General features: G+C 72.8%; 17 protein-coding genes and 1 pseudogene. 7 read left to right on the top strand and 11 right to left on the bottom strand.

From position 1 onward, the window contains the following. Nucleotides 1-3: 3 nt before the first annotated feature. From ACZ4U1_RS07720 to ACZ4U1_RS07735, 4 genes are all read left to right on the top strand, one after another. Nucleotides 4-483 (top strand): NUDIX hydrolase, encoded by a 480-nt coding sequence (locus ACZ4U1_RS07720; protein WP_467900863.1) that lies wholly within the window; start codon nt 4-6, stop codon nt 481-483. 200 nt (nt 484-683) lie between these two features. After that, a complete protein-coding gene (locus tag ACZ4U1_RS07725; RefSeq protein WP_467900865.1) occupies nt 684-2447 on the top strand; it encodes a TIGR03767 family metallophosphoesterase in 1764 nt (587 codons plus the stop codon). A 93-nt stretch (nt 2448-2540) separates the two neighbouring features. Further along, nucleotides 2541-3680, top strand: coding sequence for a serine hydrolase domain-containing protein (locus tag ACZ4U1_RS07730; RefSeq protein WP_467900867.1), 1140 nt, complete (start codon nt 2541-2543; stop codon nt 3678-3680). A 141-nt stretch (nt 3681-3821) separates the two neighbouring features. After that, entirely contained in the window at nt 3822-5006 is a 1185-nt protein-coding gene (locus tag ACZ4U1_RS07735) for a glycosyltransferase (RefSeq protein WP_467901460.1), read from the top strand. A 3-nt stretch (nt 5007-5009) separates the two neighbouring features. Here the strand turns inward: ACZ4U1_RS07735 and ACZ4U1_RS07740 are convergent, their stop codons facing one another. The 3 genes from ACZ4U1_RS07740 to pepN form a co-directional block, all read right to left on the bottom strand. After that, nucleotides 5010-5819, bottom strand: a complete 810-nt coding sequence (locus tag ACZ4U1_RS07740) for an SGNH/GDSL hydrolase family protein (RefSeq protein ID WP_467900869.1) — start codon at nt 5817-5819, stop codon at nt 5010-5012. Nucleotides 5820-5926: 107 nt separating this feature from the next. After that, nucleotides 5927-6964: a hypothetical protein gene (locus ACZ4U1_RS07745; protein WP_467900871.1), complete on the bottom strand. Its 1038-nt coding sequence runs from the start codon at nt 6962-6964 to the stop codon at nt 5927-5929. 207 nt (nt 6965-7171) lie between these two features. Continuing rightward, nucleotides 7172-9754: an aminopeptidase N gene (gene pepN, locus ACZ4U1_RS07750; protein WP_467900873.1), complete on the bottom strand. Its 2583-nt coding sequence runs from the start codon at nt 9752-9754 to the stop codon at nt 7172-7174. 137 nt (nt 9755-9891) lie between these two features. On the opposite strand from pepN, the gene ACZ4U1_RS07755 reads away from it, so the two are divergent. After that, nucleotides 9892-10530, top strand: coding sequence for a mycothiol-dependent nitroreductase Rv2466c family protein (locus ACZ4U1_RS07755; protein WP_467900875.1), 639 nt, complete (start codon nt 9892-9894; stop codon nt 10528-10530). On the opposite strand, the gene ACZ4U1_RS07760 is transcribed toward ACZ4U1_RS07755, so the two are convergent. From ACZ4U1_RS07760 to ACZ4U1_RS07795, 8 genes are read right to left on the bottom strand one after another with little or no spacing between them, the layout of a single operon-like run. After that, nucleotides 10517-11962 (bottom strand): FGGY family carbohydrate kinase, encoded by a 1446-nt coding sequence (locus ACZ4U1_RS07760; RefSeq protein WP_467900878.1) that lies wholly within the window; start codon nt 11960-11962, stop codon nt 10517-10519. The genes ACZ4U1_RS07755 and ACZ4U1_RS07760 overlap by 14 nt on opposite strands. Nucleotides 11963-11971: 9 nt before the next feature. Beyond that, entirely contained in the window at nt 11972-12997 is a 1026-nt protein-coding gene (locus tag ACZ4U1_RS07765) for a 2-hydroxyacid dehydrogenase (RefSeq protein ID WP_467900880.1), read from the bottom strand. Further along, the gene (locus tag ACZ4U1_RS07770) at nt 12994-14064 is read right to left on the bottom strand and encodes an ABC transporter ATP-binding protein (RefSeq protein WP_467900883.1); all 1071 of its coding nucleotides are present in this window, start codon (nt 14062-14064) and stop codon (nt 12994-12996) included. The genes ACZ4U1_RS07765 and ACZ4U1_RS07770 overlap by 4 nt, the downstream gene beginning before the upstream one ends. Continuing rightward, a complete protein-coding gene (locus ACZ4U1_RS07775) occupies nt 14042-14863 on the bottom strand; it encodes a DeoR/GlpR family DNA-binding transcription regulator (RefSeq protein WP_467900885.1) in 822 nt (273 codons plus the stop codon). Before ACZ4U1_RS07775 ends, ACZ4U1_RS07770 begins: the two co-directional genes overlap by 23 nt. After that, nucleotides 14863-15954, bottom strand: a complete 1092-nt coding sequence (locus ACZ4U1_RS07780) for an ABC transporter ATP-binding protein (protein ID WP_467900888.1) — start codon at nt 15952-15954, stop codon at nt 14863-14865. Before ACZ4U1_RS07780 ends, ACZ4U1_RS07775 begins: the two co-directional genes overlap by 1 nt. Next, complete coding sequence (locus ACZ4U1_RS07785) at nt 15951-16775, bottom strand: carbohydrate ABC transporter permease (protein ID WP_467900890.1); 825 nt, start codon at nt 16773-16775, stop codon at nt 15951-15953. Before ACZ4U1_RS07785 ends, ACZ4U1_RS07780 begins: the two co-directional genes overlap by 4 nt. After that, entirely contained in the window at nt 16772-17650 is an 879-nt protein-coding gene (locus ACZ4U1_RS07790; RefSeq protein ID WP_467900892.1) for a carbohydrate ABC transporter permease, read from the bottom strand. Before ACZ4U1_RS07790 ends, ACZ4U1_RS07785 begins: the two co-directional genes overlap by 4 nt. Continuing rightward, the gene (locus tag ACZ4U1_RS07795) at nt 17650-19074 is read right to left on the bottom strand and encodes an extracellular solute-binding protein (RefSeq protein ID WP_467900896.1); all 1425 of its coding nucleotides are present in this window, start codon (nt 19072-19074) and stop codon (nt 17650-17652) included. The genes ACZ4U1_RS07790 and ACZ4U1_RS07795 overlap by 1 nt, the downstream gene beginning before the upstream one ends. Nucleotides 19075-19265: 191 nt before the next feature. On the opposite strand from ACZ4U1_RS07795, the pseudogene ACZ4U1_RS07800 reads away from it, so the two are divergent. Both ACZ4U1_RS07800 and ACZ4U1_RS07805 read left to right on the top strand, forming a co-directional pair. Beyond that, a pseudogene (locus ACZ4U1_RS07800) lies at nt 19266-20686 on the top strand (FGGY-family carbohydrate kinase). Between the two features lie 30 nt (nt 20687-20716). Beyond that, nucleotides 20717-21331 carry a histidine phosphatase family protein gene (locus ACZ4U1_RS07805; protein WP_467900898.1) on the top strand — a complete coding sequence of 205 codons (615 nt, stop codon included), beginning with the start codon at nt 20717-20719 and terminating at the stop codon, nt 21329-21331. The last annotated feature ends 142 nt before the right edge of the window (nt 21332-21473 follow it).

A 21473-nucleotide genomic window follows, 5' to 3' on the forward strand; every position in this document is an offset into this window, starting at 1 on the left:
CCCATGCGACGGAACTTGAGGGTGGCGGCCTACGCCGTGTGCGTCCGTGACGGACAGATCCTGCTCGCCCGGTCACCGGCGCCCGACGGCAGGCCCGAGTGGGTGCTGCCCGGCGGCGGCATGGAGCACGGCGAGGACCCCTACGACACGGTCCGCCGCGAGGTCACCGAGGAGACCGGCTACCGCATCGAGGTGACCGGTCTCCTCGGCGTCGACTCCCACCGGCTGATCGGCGACCCCCGCGTCGGCCGCCGCATGGACCACCAGGGGCTGCGGATCGTCTACGAGGGCGAGATCACGGGCGGTGAACTCCGCTACGAGGTCGGCGGATCCACCGACTTCGCCGCCTGGCACCACCTGGACACCGTGCCCGGCCTGGTCCGGGTGCCGATGGTCGACATCGCCCTGCGGCTCTGGCGTGAACGCCCGCCCCACGGACACCTGGAGGACGTACCCGTACCCCGGCAGATGAACGAGGAGTGACCGGTCCCCGGCCGGCCGCGATCCACTCCATGACCGCACCCGGTACCCCGTGATCCACGTACGGTGTTCGGCGCTGCGCGTTGCGGCCGTGTTCACGCGCAGGTCATCCCCGGTGCCAACGATCCACAGTGAGCGGGCCGTTCGTGTGTGCGACGGTCCGCGAACACTGCCGACGCGTTCGCACTCGGGGAGATCGCGCCATGTCGCGCATACGCTCTGTCGCCGCCTCCGCCCTGGAGGTCAACCGCCGTACCGTCCTCGCCGCCGCCGGAGCGGTCTCGCTCTCCGCGGGCGTCGGCTACGCCCTGCGCTCCACCGGCAGCCAGGCCGCCACCGCGCCGCCGGAGGCGGCGCAGGCGCCGGTCGTCAACTCCCGGCGGGCCGCCGCGACGGCCCCGCTCGCCCCCTACACCAAGGGCACCACCGTCGCCTCCGTCGCCGCCCCCCGCAGCGGCTCCGGCTACCGCCGCCTCGGCGACGGGCCCGGCTGGAAGCGGGTCGTGCGCGCCGAGCTGGCCGCGCCCAGGTCCGGCCGCGCGGAGCACCGTACCGCGCTCGCCGCGTTCGTGCAGTTCACCGACCTGCACCTGATGGACGTCCAGCACCCGCTGCGCCTGGAGTACCTGCGCTCGAACGACGTGCACGCCTGGCGCCCGCACGAGGCGCTCACCGTGCCCGGCGCGATCTCCCTCGTGGAGCGGGTCAACGCGCTGCGCGGCGCCCCCGTCACCGGCGCCCCGCTGCACTTCGTGATGACCACCGGCGACAACACCGACAACAACGCCCACTCCGAACTGGAGTGGTTCATGAGGGTGATGAGCGGCGGCCGGATCACCCCCAACTCCGGGGACCCGCGGCACTACGAGGGCGTGCAGAACTCCGGGCTGAAGCTGTACTGGCAGCCCGGGTCCGGCACCCGCGACCACGACAAGGCGCTCGGCTTCCCCTACCTCAAGGGCTTCCTGGCCGCCGCCATCCGCGAGGTGAGGAGCCCCGGCCTCAACCTGCCCTGGTACTCCACCGTCGGCAACCACGACTCCCTCCCGCTCGGCTGCTACGGCTCCCACGGCGACCGCTACCTCGCCGAGGCGGCCATCGGCGGGAAGAAGCTGATGAGCGTCTCCGCCGCCGACGCCAGGAGACTCCAGGACGCCATCCGATACGCCAAGGACCCCAAGGGCACCGGCTACCGGGACTTCCTCAAGGCCCACGCCCGCTCCATGCGCTCGGTCACCCCGGACGAGAAGCGCGCCCCGTACACCCAGGCCGACTACCTGAAGGCCCACCTGGACCCGGCGTACCAGGGCCTCGGCCCGGTCGGGCACGGCTACTCCTCGGCGAACCTGGACGCGGGCACCCAGTACTACGCCTTCCGCATCTCCGACGACGTCATCGGCATCAGCCTCGACACCACCGACGCCGGCGGCCACTACGAGGGCTCCATCGGCACCGCCCAGCTGAAGTGGCTCGACCGGACGCTGAAGGACAACAAGGACTCCTACGCCGTCGTCTTCAGCCACCACACCAGCAAGACCATGACCAACACCCGGCCCGACCCGGCCCGCCCGGGGGAGAAGCGGCACGGCGGCGCCGAGGTGGTCTCGGTCCTGTCCGCCCACGCGGGCGTGCTGGCCTGGGTGAACGGCCACATCCACAAGAACGTCGTCACCCCGCACCAGGCCTCCGGCGGGCGCTCCTTCTGGGAGATCTCCACCGCCTCGCACGTCGACTACCCGCAGCTCGCCCGGATCATCGAGCTGGTCGACAACAAGGACGGCACGATCTCCCTGTTCACCACGCTGATCGAGTCCGCCGCCCCGCACCGCACCGACTACGCGGACCTCTCCCAGACCGGCCTCGCCGCCCTCTACCGCGAGCTGTCCTACAACGCCCCCGGCGCCAACAAGACCCTCGCCGGAAGCGCCGCCGACCGGAACACCGAGCTGGTGCTGAAGAAGGGCTGAAAGTCACTCAACCGGGTTACACCAGGCAACCCTCGCACAACGCACCGAGGTCCCTCCCCCCGACCGCACCACACATCACAGGTTGGGGAAGACATGCGCGTACGCACGGCTCTGGTGGGCACCACGGCCCTGCTCCTCTCCGCGGCCCTCGCGGCCCCGGCGGTGGCGGCCACCGGCACCCGGTCCACGGGTGGCCACACCGACACCCGCAAGGCGATCGAGGCGGCGGTCGCGGCCGGCGTGCCGGGGGTGACCGCGACCGCGCGGGACAGCCACGGCACCTGGTCGGCGACGGCCGGCGTGGGCGACACCCGCACGGGCGCGCCGCGCTCGGCCGCCGACCGCTACCGCGTCGGCAGCATCACCAAGACCTTCGTCTCCACGGTCCTGCTCCAGCTGGAGGCGGAGGGCCGGCTGTCCCTGGACGACAAGGTCGACACGTGGCTGCCGGGCGTCGTCCGCGGCCACGGCCACGACGGCCGCCGCATCACCGTCCGCCAGCTCCTCAACCACACCAGCGGCATCTACGACTACACGTCCGACGCCGGTTTCGCCCGCGCCTACTTCGCCAAGGACGGCTTCTTCGAGCACCGCTACGACACCCTCGCGCCGCGCGACCTCGTGGCGATCGCCCTGCGGCACAGGCCGGACTTCGCCCCGGGCACCTCCTGGAACTACTCCAACACCAACTACGTCGTAGCCGGCATGGTGATCGAGAAGGTCACGGGGCATGCGTACGCCACCGAGATCCGCCGCCGCATCCTCCAGCCCCTGCACCTGACGGCCACCTCCGTGCCCGGCACCAAGGTCACGGTCCCGCGGCCCAGCAGCCGGGCCTACTCCAAGCTCGCCGAGACGGACACGGGCCCCACGTACGACGTCACGACCCTCAACCCGTCCATGGCCTCCTCGGCCGGCGAGATGATCTCGGACTCCGCGGACCTGGACCGCTTCTACAGTGCCCTGCTCGGCGGCAAGCTCCTCCCGCCGCGCCAGCTGAAGGAGATGAAGACGACCGTGAAGATCGACGGCGTGCCGAACATCCGCTACGGCCTCGGTCTCATGGACACCAAGCTGACCTGCGGCGTTCACGTCTGGGGCCACGACGGGGGCATCCACGGCTCCGCGTCCTCGGCGGTGACGACGGCGGACGGCCGCCACTCTCTCGCCCTCAACTTCAACGGGGACTGGACCGGGGACACGGACGCGGTGATCGAGGGGGAGTTCTGCTAGCCGCCGTTTCATTCGCGTAGTTCTGCGTTAACACGTACGCAATGTCCGTACCGCCTCATATCGGCTAACCCGCTTTTCACGGGGATGGCTCGATTTATGTGCAAGGCGGGTGGTCGTGTGCGAACGAGGCACGGACTGCGTGTGCTGTCGGTCTACGAGGGGTTCTTCTCCGGGGGAGCCCGGATCGTGCACTCCGACGTCGTACGGGGACTGGCCGAGGGCGGCCAGTCCCACCAGGTGCTCAGCATCCATGGCGAGGTCCACCGCGAGGCCACCCGGCAGCGCATGGAGGACGACCCCTGCTACCGGGCGCTGACCGCCGGCGGGGTCGGCGTCACCTCGCTCGGCCGCACCGCCGGGCTGGTCGACGGCACGCTCGCGGCGAACGTTTTCAGCGGGCCCGAGCTGGCCGAAACCGCACGGTCCATGGCCGCCGCGGATGTGATCCTCTCCTTGAAGGAGCAGCCGCTGGCGCTGCTCAACCAGGCCGGGCTGCCCCGCCGCCCGGTCGTGGTCTGCCTGCACCGCTCCGACCCGGAGAACCAGGGCCCCGCCCTGGCCGAGCTGAAGGCCGCCATCGCCGACGGCACGGTGGCCGCCTGCGTCTGCTGCGCCGAGTCCACGCGGGACGCCTACGAGGCCGCCGGTGTCCCGCGCGAGCTGCTGCACGTCATCCCCAACGGGGTGGACCTGCTCCGCTTCCGCCCCGACCCGGCCGCCCGGGTCGCCTTCCGCGCCTCCCTGGGCATACCGGCCCCGGCGCCGGTGACCGTGTTCGCGGCCCGCTACGCCCCGATGAAGAACGTCCCGCTCTTCCTGCGCGCCGCCCGCGCCTGGCTCGCCCGCGAACCCGAGGGGCACGTCCTGATGTGCGGCGCGGGCATGACCGACGGCAACCCGGCGCTGCGGGCCGGCATCGAGAGCGCGTTCGGCGCGGACCGGCACCTCGCGGACCGGGTCCGCCTCCTCGGCGTGCGCGGCGACATGGAGACCGTGTACGCCGCCGCCGACGTCGTCGCCCTCACCTCCGTCTCCGGGGAGGCGGCCCCGCTGTGCCTGATCGAGGGCATGATGTGCGGCGCGGTCCCGGTGACCACGGACGTGGGCGACAGCGCCGGGATCGTCCGGGGCCACGGCTTCGTGACCCCGTCGGACCCCGAGGCCGTCGCCCGGGCCTGGACGGCGGCGGCCGCCGGCCGCGCCGGTCTCGCCCCGGCCCTCGCGGCGAGCCGCGAACGCTTCAGCCGTACGCGCATGATCGCGGCGTACGCGGCGCTGCTGGACGATGTGCACGCGAGGGCCTCGCGCCTGCCGGAGCCGCTGTAGCGGTCACGACACCCGGCTGAGCACCGGCAGGTAGCCGAGGGACTGTCCCGGTGCCGTCGGGTGGTACGACTCGGTGATCGCCAGCACGTCGACACCGCGCAGCCAGGGCCGGGCCGAGCAGATCTCGTGACCGGCGAAGGCGGCGGTGACGTCGGCGAAGGTGAACCCGTGGGCGGTGGCGCGCCGGGCGATCACGGCGTTGAGGTGGTCCACGGCGTCGTTCAGGGTGGCGCGTTCGCTGTCCGGGAGGCCCAGCGCGCAGGCGCCCTGGAGGTGGTACAGGTGCGGGTAGCCGAGCACCACCACATGGGCGGCGGGGGCCCGGTTGCGGATGGCCGAGTAGAGCCGGTCCAGGCCGGCGGAGAGGGACCCGTCCATGGTGGTGCGGGCCCGGGCGACCGCGGACGTGCAGCCTTTGGCGCCGCCCAGCGCGCAGTTCGCGATGACGGAGACGAAGCCCGAGTCGCTGCCGCCGACGGTGAGCGTGACCAGTGCGGTGCGCGGGCTGAGATGGCCGAGCTGCTCGGTCAGCACCTCGTCGGCGCCGGCACCGTTGCAGGCGGCGAAGGCGAAGGAGGCCGGCGCGTGGGCCTCGGCCCACAGCACGGGGAAGGCCCGGCTGCTGCGTTTGCACTCCTTGCCGGAGGCCAGGTAGTCGCCGGCTCCGGCACCGGAGGAGTAGGAGTCGCCGAGGGCCACGTAGCCGCCGGCCGCGGTGCGGGGTACCACCTGTGCCGTCGCGGGATCGGCGAACGCGCAGGCGGCCGCGAGGAGGAGGGAGCACGCGCCTGCCGCTATTCGGGGGTGTCTCATGACTCTCCTCTACCGTGGCCCGCCCGCGCCCCGCCCGCCCGGCTGGTCCGTTCCGGTGAGTCCTCACCCGGCCGGCGCAGGAGAACAGGACAAGCGGGCGGCCGTCGCTACCGGGGCAGCACCACGACGTACGCGGCCGGGTCGCGGTCCCCGGACGCCATGAGCGCGGTCCGCACCACCGCCGCCTGCTGCTCCAGGGAGTCCCGGAGCTTCTTCGGCGTGAGGTACACGACCGTGATGCCGAGGCGCTCCAGGTGCTCGCGCTTGCGGGCGTACTCCGACCACAGGGCGTCGTCGTCCTGCCGGGGCGCGCGCGTGTCGAGTTCGACGGCGACCGCCTGGTCCGGCCAGTAGGCGTCGACGCCGCCGAGGTGCGGGCCGCCGGGCAGGCGCAGGTCGACGTTCCAGACCGGGTCGGGCAGGCCGTACTCGCCGACCATCCGGTACAGGCGGTCCTCGGCGATCGAGCGGCCCTCGGCGAGCAGCGCATCCACCGCGTCCACCACGTGCGGGCGGCCGAGCAGCTTCGCCTGGGTCAGCTCGCGGACCACGGCCGCCGGTTCGCAGTGGCCGCCGCGCACCGCCTCGGTCAGCAGCCGCCGTACCGCCTCCGCGTCCGTCAGCTCCGCCACCGCGTCCGCCAGCGCCCGCGGCACCGGCGCCACCGGCAGTCCCGCGACGGTGTGCGGGGCGGGCAGGGCGGGGGTGCGCAGGACGCGGACGTGGCCGGTGGAGCGCAGCCGGCGCAGCCGCGGGACCAGGACGTCCACCTGGTCCAGTGCGGGCAGCGGCGGGGCGCACGAGAAACCGTGCAGGGCCAGCGCCGCGAGGCCGGTGAGCACCGCGTCCGCGTACAGCGGCCGGTGCGGGCTGTCGGCCGTCGGCTGGGCGGGGACGGCCGGTTCGGCCGCGCGGGCCGCGTACAGCAGGGCCCCGTGCAGCCGCTCCTCGGCGGTGGGCGGGCCCGGGTGCAGCAGGATCACATTCGGGAGCAGTTCCCGCCAGGGGCCGTCGGGGCGGCACTGCTCGGACAGCTCGGCCGTCGTCACACCGTGGGAGCGGAGTTGAGCGGCCGTCACCACGCGGCGGTGGACGTCGGCGAGGTGGCGCAGGGGGCGGGGGGAGAGCGGGGTGTTGTGGGTCATGGCGTCGGGATTCCCGTGCCCCGTCCCGCCTTTAACCGCTGTTACACGCCCGTCGAGGAATGCGGACAACACAGGACTAAAGGTCAGGTGTTCGGATGCCGAGTAGGGACGGAAAACCCCTGGTCCGAATGGGTGCGGACCAGGGGTTACGGCTATGTTTGCCCGAATTTCGTAACGGTCACCGACCGGGCAAGCTCAGGCCAACGCTCACCGGTCGGTGGCCGCCGCGTCGCACTCCTGCGCGCGCAGCGCCCGCGCCAGGTCGTCCCGCGCCTCCAGCACCAGCCGGCGCAGCGCCGGCGCCGCGTCCTCGTGCGCCCGCAGCCACGCGTCCGTCGCCCGGAGCGTCTCCGGACGGTCCTGGTACGCCGGGAACAGGCCCCGCACCACGTCCATGCCGATCTGGATCGACCGCTCCCGCCACACCCGCTCGATCGCGGCGAAGTACTTCTCCGCGTACGGCGCGGTCAGCTCCCGCTGCGAGGGCCGGGCGAAGCCCGCGATCGTCGCCTCCACCAGCGCGTTCGACAGCGCGTCGGACTCCACCACCTGCGCCCACGCCTGCGCCTTGACCGCCGCCGACGGCCGCGCGGCCAGGCAGCGCACCTGGTGCCGCTTGCCCGACGCCGTGTCGTCCCGGGCCAGCTCCGCCGCCAGCACCGACTCGTCCGCCACCCCGTACGCGGCCAGCGGCTCCAGGAACGCCCAGCGCAGCTCCTGGTCCACCTCCAGGCCCTCGATCTCGACCGTGCCGTCCAGCAGGTCCTTCAGCAGCTTCAGATCCGGCTCGGCCGACGCCACGGACGCGAAGAACCGCGCCCACGCCAGCTGGTGCTCGCTGCCCGGCCCGGCCTCCCGCAGCTCCCGCAGCGCCCCCTCGGCCAGCAGCTCACCGCCGGTCTCCCGCCACTGCGGCGCCGCGTAGTGCACCAGCGCCGAGTTCACCCAGGCGTGCAGCATCTGCAGCACACCGATGTCGGACTCGCGGCCCGCGAACCGCAGCACCAGGTCCACGAAGTCCCGGGCCGGCAGCAGCGCGTCCCGGGTCATGTTCCACAGCGCCGACCAGCACAGGGCGCGCGCCAGCGGGTCGGTGATCGCGCCGAGGTGCTCGCGCAGCGTCGCCAGCGAGGTCTCGTCGAACCGGATCTTGCAGTAGGTCAGGTCGTCGTCGTTGACCAGCACCAGCTCCGGCGCCTCGGCACCCGCCGGCTCCGCCACGACCGTACGCGGCTCGTGCACGTCCGTCTCCACGCGCGCGTACCGCTGAAGAGCGCCCTCGGGCGTACGGCGGTACAGGCCCACCGCGATCCGGTGCGGACGCAGCTCCGGGTGCGACTCGGGCGCCTCCTGCACGATCGCCAGCTCGGCGATCCGGGCGCCCTGGGTGTCCAGCAGCACCTGCGGGGTCAGCGCGTTCACCCCGGCCGTCTGCAGCCAGGACCGCGACCACGCCGTCATGTCCCGGCCGCTGGTCTCCGCCAGCACCGACAGCAGATCACCCAGGCGCGTGTTGCCGTACGCGTGGCGCTTGAAGTAGCGCCGGGCGCCCTCCAGGAACGCGTCCTGGCCGACGTACGCCACCAGCTGCTTGAGCACCGAGGCGCCCTTGGCGTAGGTGATGCCGTCGAAGTTCAGCTTGGCGTCCTCCAGGTCACGGATGTCCGCCGTGATCGGATGCGTCGACGGCAGCTGGTCCGCCCGGTACGCCCAGGCCTTGCGGCGGTTGGCGAAGGTGATCCACGCGTCCTTGAAACGGGTCGCGCCCACGTTCGCGAACGTGCCCATGAAGTCCGCGAAGGACTCCTTCAGCCACAGGTCGTCCCACCACTCCATGGTGACCAGGTCGCCGAACCACATGTGCGCCATCTCGTGCAGGATGACGTTGGCCCGGCCCTCGTAGGAGGCCTGCGTCACCTTCCCGCGGAAGATGTACTCCTCCCGGAAGGTCACCAGACCCGGGTTCTCCATCGCGCCCAGGTTGTACTCCGGCACGAACGCCTGGTCGTACTTCCCGAACGGGTACGGGTAGTCGAAGTGGTCGTGGAAGAAGTCCAGGCCCTGCTTGGTCACCAGGAACACGTCGTCCGCGTCGAAGTGCGGGGCGAGACCCTTGCGGCACATCGCGCCGAGCGGGATCTCCAGCTTCGTGCCGTCCTCGAAGGTGCGCGTGTAGGAGTCCGTCACATAGTGGTACGGGCCCGCCACCACACACGTGATGTACGTCGAGATCGGCTTCGTCTCCGCGAACCGCCACACCCCGTCGGCCTGTTCGCCGGCGCCGTTGCTCCACACCGTCCAGCCCTCGGGCGCCCGCACCTCGAAGCGGTACGGCGCCTTCAGGTCCGGCTGCTCGAAGTTCGCGAACACCCGGCGGGCGTCGGCCGGCTCGTACTGCGTGTACAGGTAGACCTCGCCGTCCTCCGGGTCGACGAAGCGGTGCATGCCCTCACCCGTGCGCGAGTAGGCGCACTGGGCGTCCACCACCAGCTCGTTCTCCGCGGCGAGGTCCTCCAGCGCGATCCGGGAGCCGTCGAAGACCTCGCCCGGGTCCAGGTCCCGGCCGTTCAGCGACACGGAGGTCACGCGCGGCGCGACCAGGTCGGCGAAGCTGGAGGCGCCCGGCTCGTTGCAGCGGAACCGGATGGTGGTCACCGAGCGGAAGGTGCGCGGCTCGCCGCCCCCGTCGCCGACGGCGGACCTCAGGTCCAGGGACACGTCGTAACCGTCGACGGACAGCAGGGCGGCCCGCTCCCGGGCCTCGTCGCGGGACAGATTCTCACCGGGCACGGACGGCACTCCCTCGTGATCGCGTGTATGGCGGCTGAACAGGACCGATCCTGCCATGAGCCCCTGACACGAGGACCGGGGAATGGCACAGCGAGCAGCGGCGTTTTCCCGGGAAAGCGTTCCTCACGAGGAGAGACATGTCGGACAAGACCCCCGTCGATTTCTGGTTCGACCCGCTGTGCCCCTGGGCCTGGATGACCTCCCGCTGGGTGCGGGAGGTGGAGAAGGTCCGCGACATCGAGGTCCGCTGGCATGTGATGAGCCTCGCCGTCCTCAACGAGGACAGGCTGGACGAGCTGCCCGAGGAGTACCGCGAGATGCTGGAGACCAAGGCGTGGGGCCCGGTCCGCGTCGTCATCGCCGCCCAGCAGGAGCACGGCGAGGCGGTGCTCGGCGACCTCTACACCGCGCTCGGCACCCGCATCCACAACCAGGGCGAGGGCCCGGAGAAGTCGGCCGTGGCCGCCGCGCTGCGGGACGTCGGCCTGCCCGAGTCCCTCATGGACCACTGGGACTCCACCCCGTACGAGCCGGAGCTGCGCGCCTCCCACAAGGAGGGCATCGAGAAGGTCGGCCAGGACGTCGGCACCCCCGTCATCGCGGTGCCCGGCCCCGACGGCGAGCAGATCGCCTTCTTCGGCCCCGTCGTCACCCCCGCCCCCAAGGGCGAGGAGGCCGCCCGCCTCTGGGACGGCACCCTCGCCGTGGCCTCGGTACCGGGCTTCTACGAGATCAAGCGCAGCCGCACCAAGGGCCCGGACTTCAGCAACCTGTGACCGCTCGGCGCCGGGCCCGTTCCCGTGCCCCGGCCAGCAGTTCCAGGTGCTCCTCGTAGCCCTTCGTGTAGTACGCCGCCCGGTCCGGGTCCGGCTCGATCAGCCGGGCCGGCTCGGTCCAGGCGGCGGTGTCCAGCGGGACGCCGTACCGGGCGGCGGCCGCGAGCACCGCGCCGCGCGCGCCGACCTCGCCCTCCACCACCCGCAGCGGCCGGCCCAGCACATCGGCCAGCAGGCCCGTCCACGCCGCGCTGCGGGTGCCGCCGCCGCACACCGCCAGCGAGCCGGTCAGGCCCGCCGCCTGAAGGCAGTGCCGGGCCGCGTAGCCGATGCCCTCGCAGGTGGCCCGGACCAGATCGGCGGGCGTCGACTCCAGGGACACACCGAGGAGTTCGGCCCGCAGCCCCGGCTCCACGAAGGGCGCCCGCTCACCGGACGGCGCGAAGTACGGCAGCACCCGCACCCCGTGCGCGCCGGGCGGGGCCGCGCCCAGCAGCTCGTCCAGTTCCCCGTGCCCGGCCCCCGTCGTGCGCAGCACCCAGTCCAGTGCCGCCGTGCCGACCATCGCGGGCATCGCGCGCAGCCAGTGCCCCTGCCGGTCGGTGGAGATGTACAGCCCCGCCGGCTCCCCGCCCAGGTCCGGCTCGGTGGTGGCGACCAGGCTCGCCAGACAGGTGCCGACGATCAGCAGGCCGTCGCCGGGCGCGGTGACGCCCGCGCCGAGCGCGCAGGCCGGCAGGTCGTACGGGCCGTTCGCCAGCGGGGTCCCGGCGGGCAGCCCCTCGCCGCTCGCCCCGCCGGTGGCGACCGGATCGCCGATCGGGGGCAGCAGCCGGCGCCGGTGGGTCAGGCCGAGCAGCTCCACGACCCGGTTGTCGTACGCCCGGGTGCGCGGGTCCAGGAACGGCATCGACGCGTCCGACACGTCCGTCACCGCCCGCCCGGCGCCGGTCAGCCGCTGGAAGACCATGTCCTTGCAGTAGACGGCCGCCGCGGCCGAGTCCAGCGCCTTCGGCTCGTGCCGGTCCAGCCAGGCCAGCAGCGGCCCCGGGCAGCCCGGGAACATCGCGCTGCCGGTGCGCCGGAAGACGGCCTCGAAGGTGCCGTCCGCCAGCCACTGGTCCACCAGCTCGTGCGCCCGGCCGTCCATCCAGGAGATCGCCGGCCGCACCGGGCGGCCCGCCGCGTCCACCAGCCACACCCCGTCGCCCTGCCCGGTCAGCCCGGCCAGCTCCACGGGCTCCGGCACCCGCGCGGTCAGCGCGCCGAGCACCGCGACGAGGGCGCCGTACACCTCCTCCATGTCCTGCTCGACGGCCCCGCCGCGCAGCTCCAGGCCCACCGGACGGGCCTCCACGGCCAGTTCCCGCCCGTCCCGGTCGAAGGCGGCGGCCTTCACCAGGGACGTGCCCACATCGATCCCCACCAACATGCCGACTCCTCAGGTCAGACAGTGCGCGAGCGGTTCCCCGCGCACCCAGCGGCCCACCTCGGCGGCGGCGATCCGGGCGGCCTTCTCCGCCACCGCACGGCCGGCCCCGCCCAGGTGCGGGGTGAGCACCACCCGGTCGGCCAGGGCCCGTAACCGGGAGTCCGGCGGGAGCGGTTCGCGGGCGTAGGTGTCCAGGGCCGCCGCCGACAGCCGCCCCCCGGCCAGCGCGTCGCACAGCGCGTCCTCGTCCAGCAGCGGACCCCGGGCCGCGTTGACCACCAACGCGCCCGGCGGCAGCAGCGCCAGCTCGCGGGCGCCGATCAGGCCGCGGGTCTCGGCGGTGAGCCGGGCGTGCAGGGTGATGACGGCCGACCGGCGCAGCAGCTCCTCCAGCGAGGACAGGCGCAGCCCGTGCACCTCGCCGCGCACATACGGGTCGTACACCATCACCCGCGCCCCGAACGCGCACAGCACCCGCGCCACCCGGCTGCCGACCGCGCCGTAGCCGACGAGCCCGACGGGCAGGTCCTCCAGCTCCAGGCCGCTGTGCTCGTAGGTGTAGTAGGACGAGCCGGCCCAACTGCCCTGCCGGGCCAGCAGGTCGTGGGCCTGCGGGATGCGGCGCAGGGCGGCGAGCAGCAGACCGACGGTGAACTCGGCGGTGGCGGCGGCGTTGCGGCCGGGCGCGAAGCAGACCCGTACGCCGTGCCGTTTCGCCGCCGCCAGGTTGACGTTGACCGGTCCGCCCCGGCAGACGGCGACCAGCCGCAGCCCGGGGCAGGCGGCGAGGACGCGTTCGGTGACCGGGCCCATCTGGGTGACCAGCACCTCGGCACCGGCGAGGGCCGCGATCAGCTCGTCCTCGGCGTCGCTGGCCTCGCTCACCTCGGCCACCGGCCCGAACGGCTCCAGCGGCCAGCCCAGGGTCAGCTCGTGCACCGCGCAGTCGGCCTCCTTCGCGAGGGCGGCCGTGATGAGGGACGGCAGGACGAAGTGGTCGCCGGCGGCCACCACACGCACAGCACCGGAGGTCATCTGAGGGAGTCTCCCGTCTCGGCGTCGAAGACATGGGTGAGCCCGGCCGTCACCCGCACCCGCTCGTCGTGGGCGAGCCGCACCTCGGGCCCGGTGAGGACCACCAGGTGCCGCTCCACCCCGTCCAGGGCAAGGGTGGCGATACCGGACTCCAGCAGGGGTTCATGGGCGACGACCCGGGCGGGGATGCCGTCCGCGCCGGTGAGGCTCAGGTCCTCGGGGCGGATGCCGACCAGCACCGGGCGGCCCGCCCGCACCGGCACGGGCAGCGGGATCCGCACCCCGGCGGACAGCCGGGCACAGCCCTCGTCGGCGACTGCGGGCAGCAGGTTGATCGCGGGCTCGCCGACGAAGTCGGCCACGAAGGCGGTGGCCGGATGGTCGTAGATCTCGTACGGGGTGCCGAGCTGCTGGATCACGCCGTCCCGCATGACGGCGATCCGGTCGGCGAGGGAGAGGGCCTCCTCCTGGTCGTGCGTGACGAGGATCGTGGTGTGCCCCGTCTCCCGCTGGATGCGCTTGAGTTCACGGCGGGTGGTGTCGCGCTGGGCCGCGTCCAGGTGGGACAGCGGCTCGTCCAGCAGCAGCACGTCCGGTTCCCGGATCAGGGCGCGGGCCAGGGACACCCGCTGTTTCTGCCCGCTGGACAGGCCGGCCGGGCGGGCGTCGAGGACGTCGGTGAGCCCGACCCGCTCGGCGATCTCGGCGACCTTGGCGAAGACGTCCCCCTTACGGCTGCCGCGGCGGGCCCTGAGCCCGAACGCCAGGTTCTCCGCGACCGTCAGCGGCGGATACAGCGCGTAGTTCTCGAAGGCGACCCCGATGTTCCGCCGCCGCGCCGGCCGGTCCGTCACCGAGGCCCCGCCGACCAGGATGTCCCCGCCGGTCACCGCCTCCAGACCGGCGATCATCCGCAGCGTGGTGGACTTGCCGCAGCCCGACGGTCCCAGCAGGCCGAGCAGCTCACCGGAGTCCAGGCGCAGGTCGATCCCGCGGACCGCCTCCACCGCCGGCCGGCCCCGCGCCCGGTAGGTCTTGCGCAGCTCACGTAGCTCCAGTCCCGTCATCTCGGCCCTTCGTCGCGCACACCTCGTACCTGACCTTGTGCTCTTCCAGGTCCCGCAGCGCCTCGGCCGGCGCCCCGTCGTCCACCAGGAGCAGGTCGAAGCGGGACAGCGGGACGACCCGGTGCAGGGCTGCCCGGCCGAACTTGGTGTGGTCGATCAGCAGGACGTTCCGCGCGGCCGCGTCGAGCATCGCCCGCTTCACGGACACGATGTGCTGTTCCTGGTGGTAGGCGTAGCCCCCGTGCACGGCCGACGTCGACGCGAAGCACACGTCCACCCGCAGCTGCCCGATCGCCTCGACGCAGGACACCCCCAGGAAGGAGGAGTGCAGCGGGTCGTAGTCGCCGCCGAGGGCCATCAGACGGATGCTCCGCCGGTCGGCGAGCAGGTTGATCGCCTCCAGGAAGTTGGTGACGACCGTGAGCGGGGTGATCTCGCCGAGCCGGAGGAGGCGGGCTATCTCCAGGGCGGACGTGGAGTCGTCCAGCATGATCGCCATGCCGGGCTCGATCAGCTTCAGCGCGTGCGCGGCGACGGCGGCCTTCTGCGGGCGCATGGTCTTCAGCCGGTACTGCACGTTCGACTCGAACACCCCGGACGGCTGCGCGGTCACCCCGCCGCGGAACTTGCGTACGATGCCCTGCCGTTCCAGCTCGTCCAGGTCCCGGTGGATGGTCATCAGACTCACCCCGAACCGCTCGGCCAGCTCGGCCGCGCTCGCCGAGCCCTCGGCGAGGACGTGTTCGGCCAGGGCGGCCTGCCGGGCCGCGGGTCCCTGCTGTGCACCGGTGCCGCTCATCACGCGCTCTTCCCGATCCGTCGTCCCGGGGCATCCGCCCGGTCGGCCTCGAACACCAGCAGGTTCTCAGGCCGGACGGACAGCCGGACCGGGTCGTCGGGGCGCAGTCCGGCCGCGTCGCTGCGGGCCGCGACGAGCGCGAGGTGCTGGGCGCCGATCCGCACGGTCACCTCCACGGACCGGCCGAGCACCTCGGTGACGTACACCGTCCCGGTGAGCCGGTGCCCGTCGCCGGTCAGCGACACCTCCCGGGGCCGTACACCCACCAGCACCTCGGTGCCGGCCGGAACCCGTACCGGGAGCGGTAGTCCGAGCGCGCCGTCCGCCGACCTAAAGCTCCCGGCCTCCGTGACCGTGCCCGGCAGCAGATTGATCCGGGGCCGTCCGAAGGCGCGCGCGACCTCCGTGTCGTACGGCCGGTACCAGATGTCCTCGCGGGTGCCGGTCTGCACGAGCCGCCCGTCCCGGATCACCCCGATCCGGTCGCCGAGCGCGAGCGCCTCCACGGAGTCGTGGGTGACGTACAGGGTGGTCGTGCGCTGGACGGCCCCGATCGCCTTCAGTTCGGCCCGCATCTGCTGGCGCAGCTTGGCGTCCAGGTGGGACAGCGGTTCGTCCAGCAGGAAGGCGCGGGCCGGGCGGACCAGCACCCGGCCGAGCGCGACCCGCTGCCGCTGCCCGTTGGACAGCTGCCCCGGCATCCGGTCCAGCAGGCCGCCGATGCCGAGCAGTTCCGCGATGGCGCCGACCCGGTCCCGGGCCTCGGCCGCGGGCAGCCGGTGCCGCGGGGAGCGCAGCGGCGAGACCAGGTTGTCGTACACGGACCGGTGCGGATACAGGGCGTAGCTCTCGAAGCACATGGCCACGCCCCGGTCGTACGGCTCCACGTCCCGCATGTCCCGGCCGCCGATCTCGACCGTGCCGGCGTCGGGCCGCTCCAGACCGGCGACGGTCTTCAACGTGGTCGTCTTGCCGGCCCCCGACGGCCCGAGCAGACAGAAGAACTCCCCTTCCCGCACGTCGAGTTCGAGCCCGTCCAGGGCGGTCGTGCGGCCGTACGCCTTCCGTACGCCGCGCAGCGCGATGCTCATGACTTCACCGCCCCGAAGGACAGCCCGCGCACCAGGTACCGCTGGATGGTCAGGGCGAGCAGCAGCGGCGGGACGACGGAGACGAGGGCGGCGGCTGCCGTGAGGTGGTACTTGGGCCGGTCACCGCCGAGGAAGGACAGCGCGCCGACGGTCACCGTCTGGGCCTCGTTGGACGTGAGGATCAGCGGGAAGACGAAGTTGTTCCAGGCGAAGATGAACGCCAGCAGGGACACGGCCGCGACACCGGGCCGGACCAGCGGCAGCGCCACCCTGAAGAACGCCTGCGTGCGGGAGTAGCCGTCGAGCAGCGCCGCCTGCTCCAGCTCGGGGGTGAGGTCGGCGAAGTACGACCGCATGATCCACACCACCAGCGGCAGGGTGACCAGTTGCAGCACCCACACCATGCCCACGTACGTGTCGAACAGGCCCAGCTTCTGGTACAGCACGAACAGCGGGATGATCACGGTGAGTTCGGGGGCGAACCGGAACGACAGCAGCGTGAACATCAGGTTCTCCGAGCCCTTGAACCGCCAGCGCGCGGAGGCGTAGGCGGCCGGCAGGCCCACCAGGAGGGACAGCGCGACCGCGCCCACCGACACCACCAGGCTGTTGACGAAGAACCGGACGAACGGGACGCCCTCGCTGTCCCCGAGCACCGTGCGGTAGGCGTCCAGGGTGGGGGTGAAGGAGAAGTAGGTGCTGAAGAGCTGGTTCGCGGGCTTCAGCGACAGGATCACCATCCAGGCGACCGGGAAGAGCGCGAAGACGAAGTAGAGGATGAGCGCGGCATCCGCGAGCCACCCCGGCAGGCGCCTTTTCATGCGGACACCTCCGCCGCCTTGCGCTGGATCCGCCCCAGACGCCGGACCAGCACCATCGCGGCCAGGTAGACCACGGCCCACAGCACGATCGTGTAGGTGATCCCGAAGGAGTACCGCTGGAAGCGGATCGCCTCCAGGTACGCCCGGATCTGGAGGACGACCGTGGAATCGCCCGGTCCGCCCTCGGTCAGGGCGTAGATGATGTCGAAGACCTTCAGCGAGTCCATGAACCGGAAGATCACCGCGACCAGCACGTACGGCCACAGCATCGGCAGGGTCAGCCGACGGAAGGTGTACCACCGGCCGGCGCCGTCCACGGCCGCCGCCTCGAACGGGGAGGCGGGCAGCGACCGCAGTCCGGCCAGGGCGAGGACGGCGACGAACGGGGTGTACACCCACACGTCCACGGCGATCGACGACAGCAGGGCACCGGTCGGGGTGTCCGTCCACTGCACTCCGCCCAGCCCGACGGGTTCCAGCAGGTGGTCGACCACCCCGACCGACGGCTGGAGCATCAGCTTCCACATGATCGCCGCGATCACCGGGGCGATCATCAGGGGCAGGATGAGGATCTTCTCCAGGACCCGGCCCACAGGGGACGAGCGGTGCAGCAGCAGGGCCACGGCGACCCCGAGCACGGTCTCCACCCCGGCCGCGCCGACCGCGTAGAGCACGGTCACCCAGGCCGAGTTCCAGAAGGCGTCCTGGGTGAAGACCGTCTCGTAGTTGTGCCAGCGGACCAGGTCCGGCTGCGGCTTGGCCGCGGAGAAGTCGAACAGCGTGTAGTACAGGCCGAGCGCGAACGGGTAGAGGATCCCGCAGGTCAGCAGCAGGGCCGGGACGACGAGGAGGTAGGGGCGCAGGGCGGGGCGCATCAGGCGACCTTCGGCTTCAGGTCGCCCGCCAGCCCGTCCAGCACGGACTGGGCGTTCTTCCCGCCGTAGATCTCCTGGAGGGCCGCCGCCCAGCTGGTGGTGGCGTCGAAGAACTGTGCCTGCGGGGTGAACTGGATCCTCGTCCGGTCCACGACCGTCTCGAAGGTCTCGATGAAGCCCGGCAGGTGCCGCATCTTGTCCTTGTAGGCGCCGTCCTGGCTGACGGACCTGCGCACCGGGTCGATGTGGTTGCCGGTGAGCGCCGCCCGGCGCAGGTGCTCCTTGCCGGTGGCCCACTGGAGGAACAGCCAGCCGGCGCTCTTGCGCCTGCTCCTGGCGTTCATGCCGAGCGACCAGATCCACATGTTGGTGGCGAGGGAGCCGTCCGGCGCCTTGGGCCCCGGATGGAAGGCGATCTTCCCGGAGGCGGGACTCGCCCCCTTCACGGCCTGGAAGTAGGCGGCCGTGTCCGCGTCGAAGAGCATCCCCGCCTTCTGCGCGCCGAGATCGCCGGAGCACTGGTACCAGGTGTACGACGTCCAGGACGGCGGCCCGCCCTGCTTCACCATGGCCGCCCAGTCCTCGGTGAACGCGACGGCCTCCGGGGAGTTCATGGCGGGGGTGAGCTTCCCGCCCTCGACGGTGAAGTCACGCAGGCCGTTGCGGGCGTACATCGTCATGAACCCGGGGTGGATGGTGGCCCAGCTCCGCGAGCCGCGCACCGCGATCCCGTACATCCCGTCGAACCCGGCGCCGGGCGCCCTCTTCTTGATCACCCCGGCCAGCTCGCGCAACTCCTCGAAGGACTCGGCCGGTTTCAGCCCCAGTGCGCGGAACACCTCGGTGTTGTAGGCGACCACGTTGGTCTCCCAGCCCCACGGCAGCGCGTACTGCCCGCCCCGGCCGAGCGGGGCGCCCGCCTTCAGCGACCACTGGTCGGCCTGGAGGAGGTTCGGGAAGAAGTCCGCCTGGTCCCACTCGGCGTCGGTGGCCGAGGAGTTGGCCATCCAGGGGCCCAGGTCCTCCAGCCAGCCCGGCGGGCCGTACTGCCACACCATGTAGGCGCCGAGCATGAAGACGTCGTAGGAGGCGCGCCCGCCGGCCAGGTCGACGGTGAGCTTGTCGAAGTAGTTGTCCTCGGGGAAGACGTCGTACTTCACCTCGATGCCGGTCTTCTCGGTGAAGGACCTCAGGTCGGCGATCAGGGCGTCCGTGTACGGGTGCTTGTTCAGCAGCGCCTTGACGGTGGTGCCCTTCTCCCGCTTCCAGTCGAAGGAGCCGGTGATGTCGTCCGCGGCCGAACCGCCGCCCTTGTCCCCGTCGCCGCCGCCGAAGCCGGTGCCGCACGCGGAGAGCAGCGGGGCGGCGGCGAGGGCCCCGGTGAGCGCGAGGAAGCGTCGGCGGTCGTGCACGTGCCTGTCCATCCGGGACCTCCGTCGGTGGGGCGGTGGGGTCGGGCGGTCAACAGCGCGAGTCGACTCGACAACAGAGGGTGTAACGGCGGAGAAAGGCCGTCAATCCCTTGTGCACGGGGAAACCACGCGGAAATCTCAGCGGAACGTGGGAAGTTCACAGCGAAGTTCACAGGGCCGGTCGCGAAGAGCGGGAGGTTCGGATGGAGCGTGCGTGGCTCGGGGTCGACCTCGGCACGCAGGGGGTACGGGCGCTGCTGGTGACGGCCGACGGCACGGTGCGCGGCACCGGGTCGGCGCCGCTCACGCGCGGACGCCGGGACGGGGTGCGGCACGAGCAGGACCCGGGGGAGTGGTGGGCCGCGGTGTGCGCGGCCTGCCGGGCGGCGCTCGCCGGGGCGCGGATCCGGGTGGCCGGGGTCGCGGTGTGCGGGACGTCCGGGACGGTGCTGCTCACGGACGACGGGGCCGGCCGGTGAGCCCCGCGCTGATGTACGACGACCGGCGGGCGGCGGCCGAGGCGGGGCGGCTGCGGTCGGCGGGGCTCGCGGTGCAGGACACCTGGGCGCTGCCCAAGGTGCGGTGGCTGGTGGACGCGCACGGTCCGGGCCGGGTCGCCCACCAGCCCGACGTGATCACCGCCCGGCTGGTCGGCCACCGGGTGCCCAGCGACTCCAGCCACGCCCTGAAGACGGCGTACGACCTGCGGCGCGAGGCCTGGCCCGACGTCACCGGACTCCCCGTGGGCGTCCTCCCCGGCGTGGTACGCCCCGGCACCCGGCTCGGCGAGGTCGGCGCGGCCGCCGCCGAGGCCACCGGCATCCCGGCCGGCACCCCCGTCATCGCGGGCATGACCGACGGCTGCGCCGCCCAGATCGCCGCCGGCGCGCTGCGCGAGGGCGCGTGGAACTCGGTGCTGGGGACGACGCTGGTGCTGAAGGGCGCGGCGGCGCGGCCGGTGTCCGACCCGGCCGGCGTGGTCTACAACCACCGCGCGCCCGACGGCACCTGGCTGCCCGGCGGGGCCTCCAGCGTCGGCGCCGGCGTGCTCACGGCCCGCTTCCCGGGCGCGGACCCGGCCGCGCTGGACGCCCGCGCCGCCGCCTTCGAACCGTCGACCGCGGTCGCGTACCCCCTGGTCTCGCCCGGCGAACGCTTCCCCTTCCACGCCCCGCGGGCCACCTCCCTGCTGCTCGGCGACCCGGAGTCGGACGCCGACCTGTGGGCGGCCCTCCTCCAGGGCGTGGCCTTCACCGAACGCCTCTGCCTGGACTACCTCCACCACCTGGGCGCGCCCCTGGACGGCCCCCTCACCGTCACCGGCGGCGGGGCCCGCAGCGCCTACTGGACCCAGCTGCGCGCCGACGTCCTGGGCCGCCCGCTGCTCGTCCCGGCCACCACCGAACCGGCACTGGGCATGGCCGCTCTCGCCGCGTACGGCACCGGGGCGGGGCCGACGCTCGCCGAGGTGGCGGAGGGCATGGTGCGGCCCGGTACGACGGTCGAGCCCCGGCCCGGCCGCACCGCCCGCTTCGCCGAGCCGTACGCCCGGCTGGTGGGGGAGCTGGAGGCGCGGGGGTGGCTGCCGCGCGCGGTGGCCGAGCACGCGCGGGAACGGCTGTGAGGCGCGGATCCGCCCGGGATACTGCTCCCCATGACTCCCACCACGCTCCTCCTCGCCCGTCACGGGCAGACCGTGTGGCACGCCGAGAACCGGTACGCCGGGGTGAGCGACGTCGACCTGACGGACACCGGGCGCGCCCAGGCCGAGGCGCTGGGGCGGTGGGCCGCCGGGCATCCCGTGGACGCGGTGTGGACCTCGCCGCTGTCCCGGGCCGTCGCCACCGCCGAGCCCGCCTGCCGGGCCCTCGGTCTCACCCCGCACCGCGAACCGGACCTGCGGGAGTGCGACTTCGGGGTGGTGGAGGGCCGTACCCTCGCGGAGTTCGCGGAGCGGGAGCCGGCCGCGGCCGAGGCCTTCCGCGCCGACCCGGTGGCACACCCCTTCCCCGGCGCCGAGGACCCCCGCGCGGCGGCGGCACGCGGAACCGCGGCGCTGCGCCGGATCGCCGCCGCCCACCCCGGCGAGCGGGTCCTGGTCGTCGCCCACAACAGCCTGCTCCGCCTGGCGCTGTGCGCCCTGCTGCACATCCCCCTGTCCGAGTACCGCCGGGTGCTGCCGCGGCTGCGGAACACGGCGCTGACCGAACTGCGGATCGAGGGCGAGCAGACCGCGCTGCTCTCCCTCAACGTGCCCTGCTCTTATTGATCGTCTGCCGTAACTGCAATACAGTTGCAATAAGGCGCCCCGGCCTCGTGATCGTCTTCTCACCCTTCACGGCGGCGGGGGAGCCGGAGCGACGGAAAGGCCCCCACGTCTCGCACGTGGGGGCCTTTCCGGGACGCGGGGG

It is taken from the genome of Streptomyces sp. NPDC028928 (assembly GCF_055564915.1).

Bases quoted from the DNA above. Each gene is read 5' to 3' on its own strand.
- ACZ4U1_RS07720 (WP_467900863.1), top strand. From the start codon at position 4: ATGCGACGGAACTTGAGGGTGGCGGCCTACGCCGTGTGCGTCCGTGAC.
- ACZ4U1_RS07725 (WP_467900865.1), top strand. From the start codon at position 684: ATGTCGCGCATACGCTCTGTCGCCGCCTCCGCCCTGGAGGTCAACCGC.
- ACZ4U1_RS07730 (WP_467900867.1), top strand. From the start codon at position 2,541: ATGCGCGTACGCACGGCTCTGGTGGGCACCACGGCCCTGCTCCTCTCC.
- ACZ4U1_RS07740 (WP_467900869.1), bottom strand. From the start codon at position 5,819: ATGAGACACCCCCGAATAGCGGCAGGCGCGTGCTCCCTCCTCCTCGCG.
- ACZ4U1_RS07745 (WP_467900871.1), bottom strand. From the start codon at position 6,964: ATGACCCACAACACCCCGCTCTCCCCCCGCCCCCTGCGCCACCTCGCC.
- ACZ4U1_RS07755 (WP_467900875.1), top strand. From the start codon at position 9,892: ATGTCGGACAAGACCCCCGTCGATTTCTGGTTCGACCCGCTGTGCCCC.
- ACZ4U1_RS07760 (WP_467900878.1), bottom strand. From the start codon at position 11,962: ATGTTGGTGGGGATCGATGTGGGCACGTCCCTGGTGAAGGCCGCCGCC.
- ACZ4U1_RS07765 (WP_467900880.1), bottom strand. From the start codon at position 12,997: ATGACCTCCGGTGCTGTGCGTGTGGTGGCCGCCGGCGACCACTTCGTC.
- ACZ4U1_RS07770 (WP_467900883.1), bottom strand. From the start codon at position 14,064: ATGACGGGACTGGAGCTACGTGAGCTGCGCAAGACCTACCGGGCGCGG.
- ACZ4U1_RS07775 (WP_467900885.1), bottom strand. From the start codon at position 14,863: ATGAGCGGCACCGGTGCACAGCAGGGACCCGCGGCCCGGCAGGCCGCC.
- ACZ4U1_RS07780 (WP_467900888.1), bottom strand. From the start codon at position 15,954: ATGAGCATCGCGCTGCGCGGCGTACGGAAGGCGTACGGCCGCACGACC.
- ACZ4U1_RS07785 (WP_467900890.1), bottom strand. From the start codon at position 16,775: ATGAAAAGGCGCCTGCCGGGGTGGCTCGCGGATGCCGCGCTCATCCTC.
- ACZ4U1_RS07790 (WP_467900892.1), bottom strand. From the start codon at position 17,650: ATGCGCCCCGCCCTGCGCCCCTACCTCCTCGTCGTCCCGGCCCTGCTG.
- ACZ4U1_RS07795 (WP_467900896.1), bottom strand. From the start codon at position 19,074: ATGGACAGGCACGTGCACGACCGCCGACGCTTCCTCGCGCTCACCGGG.
- ACZ4U1_RS07805 (WP_467900898.1), top strand. From the start codon at position 20,717: ATGACTCCCACCACGCTCCTCCTCGCCCGTCACGGGCAGACCGTGTGG.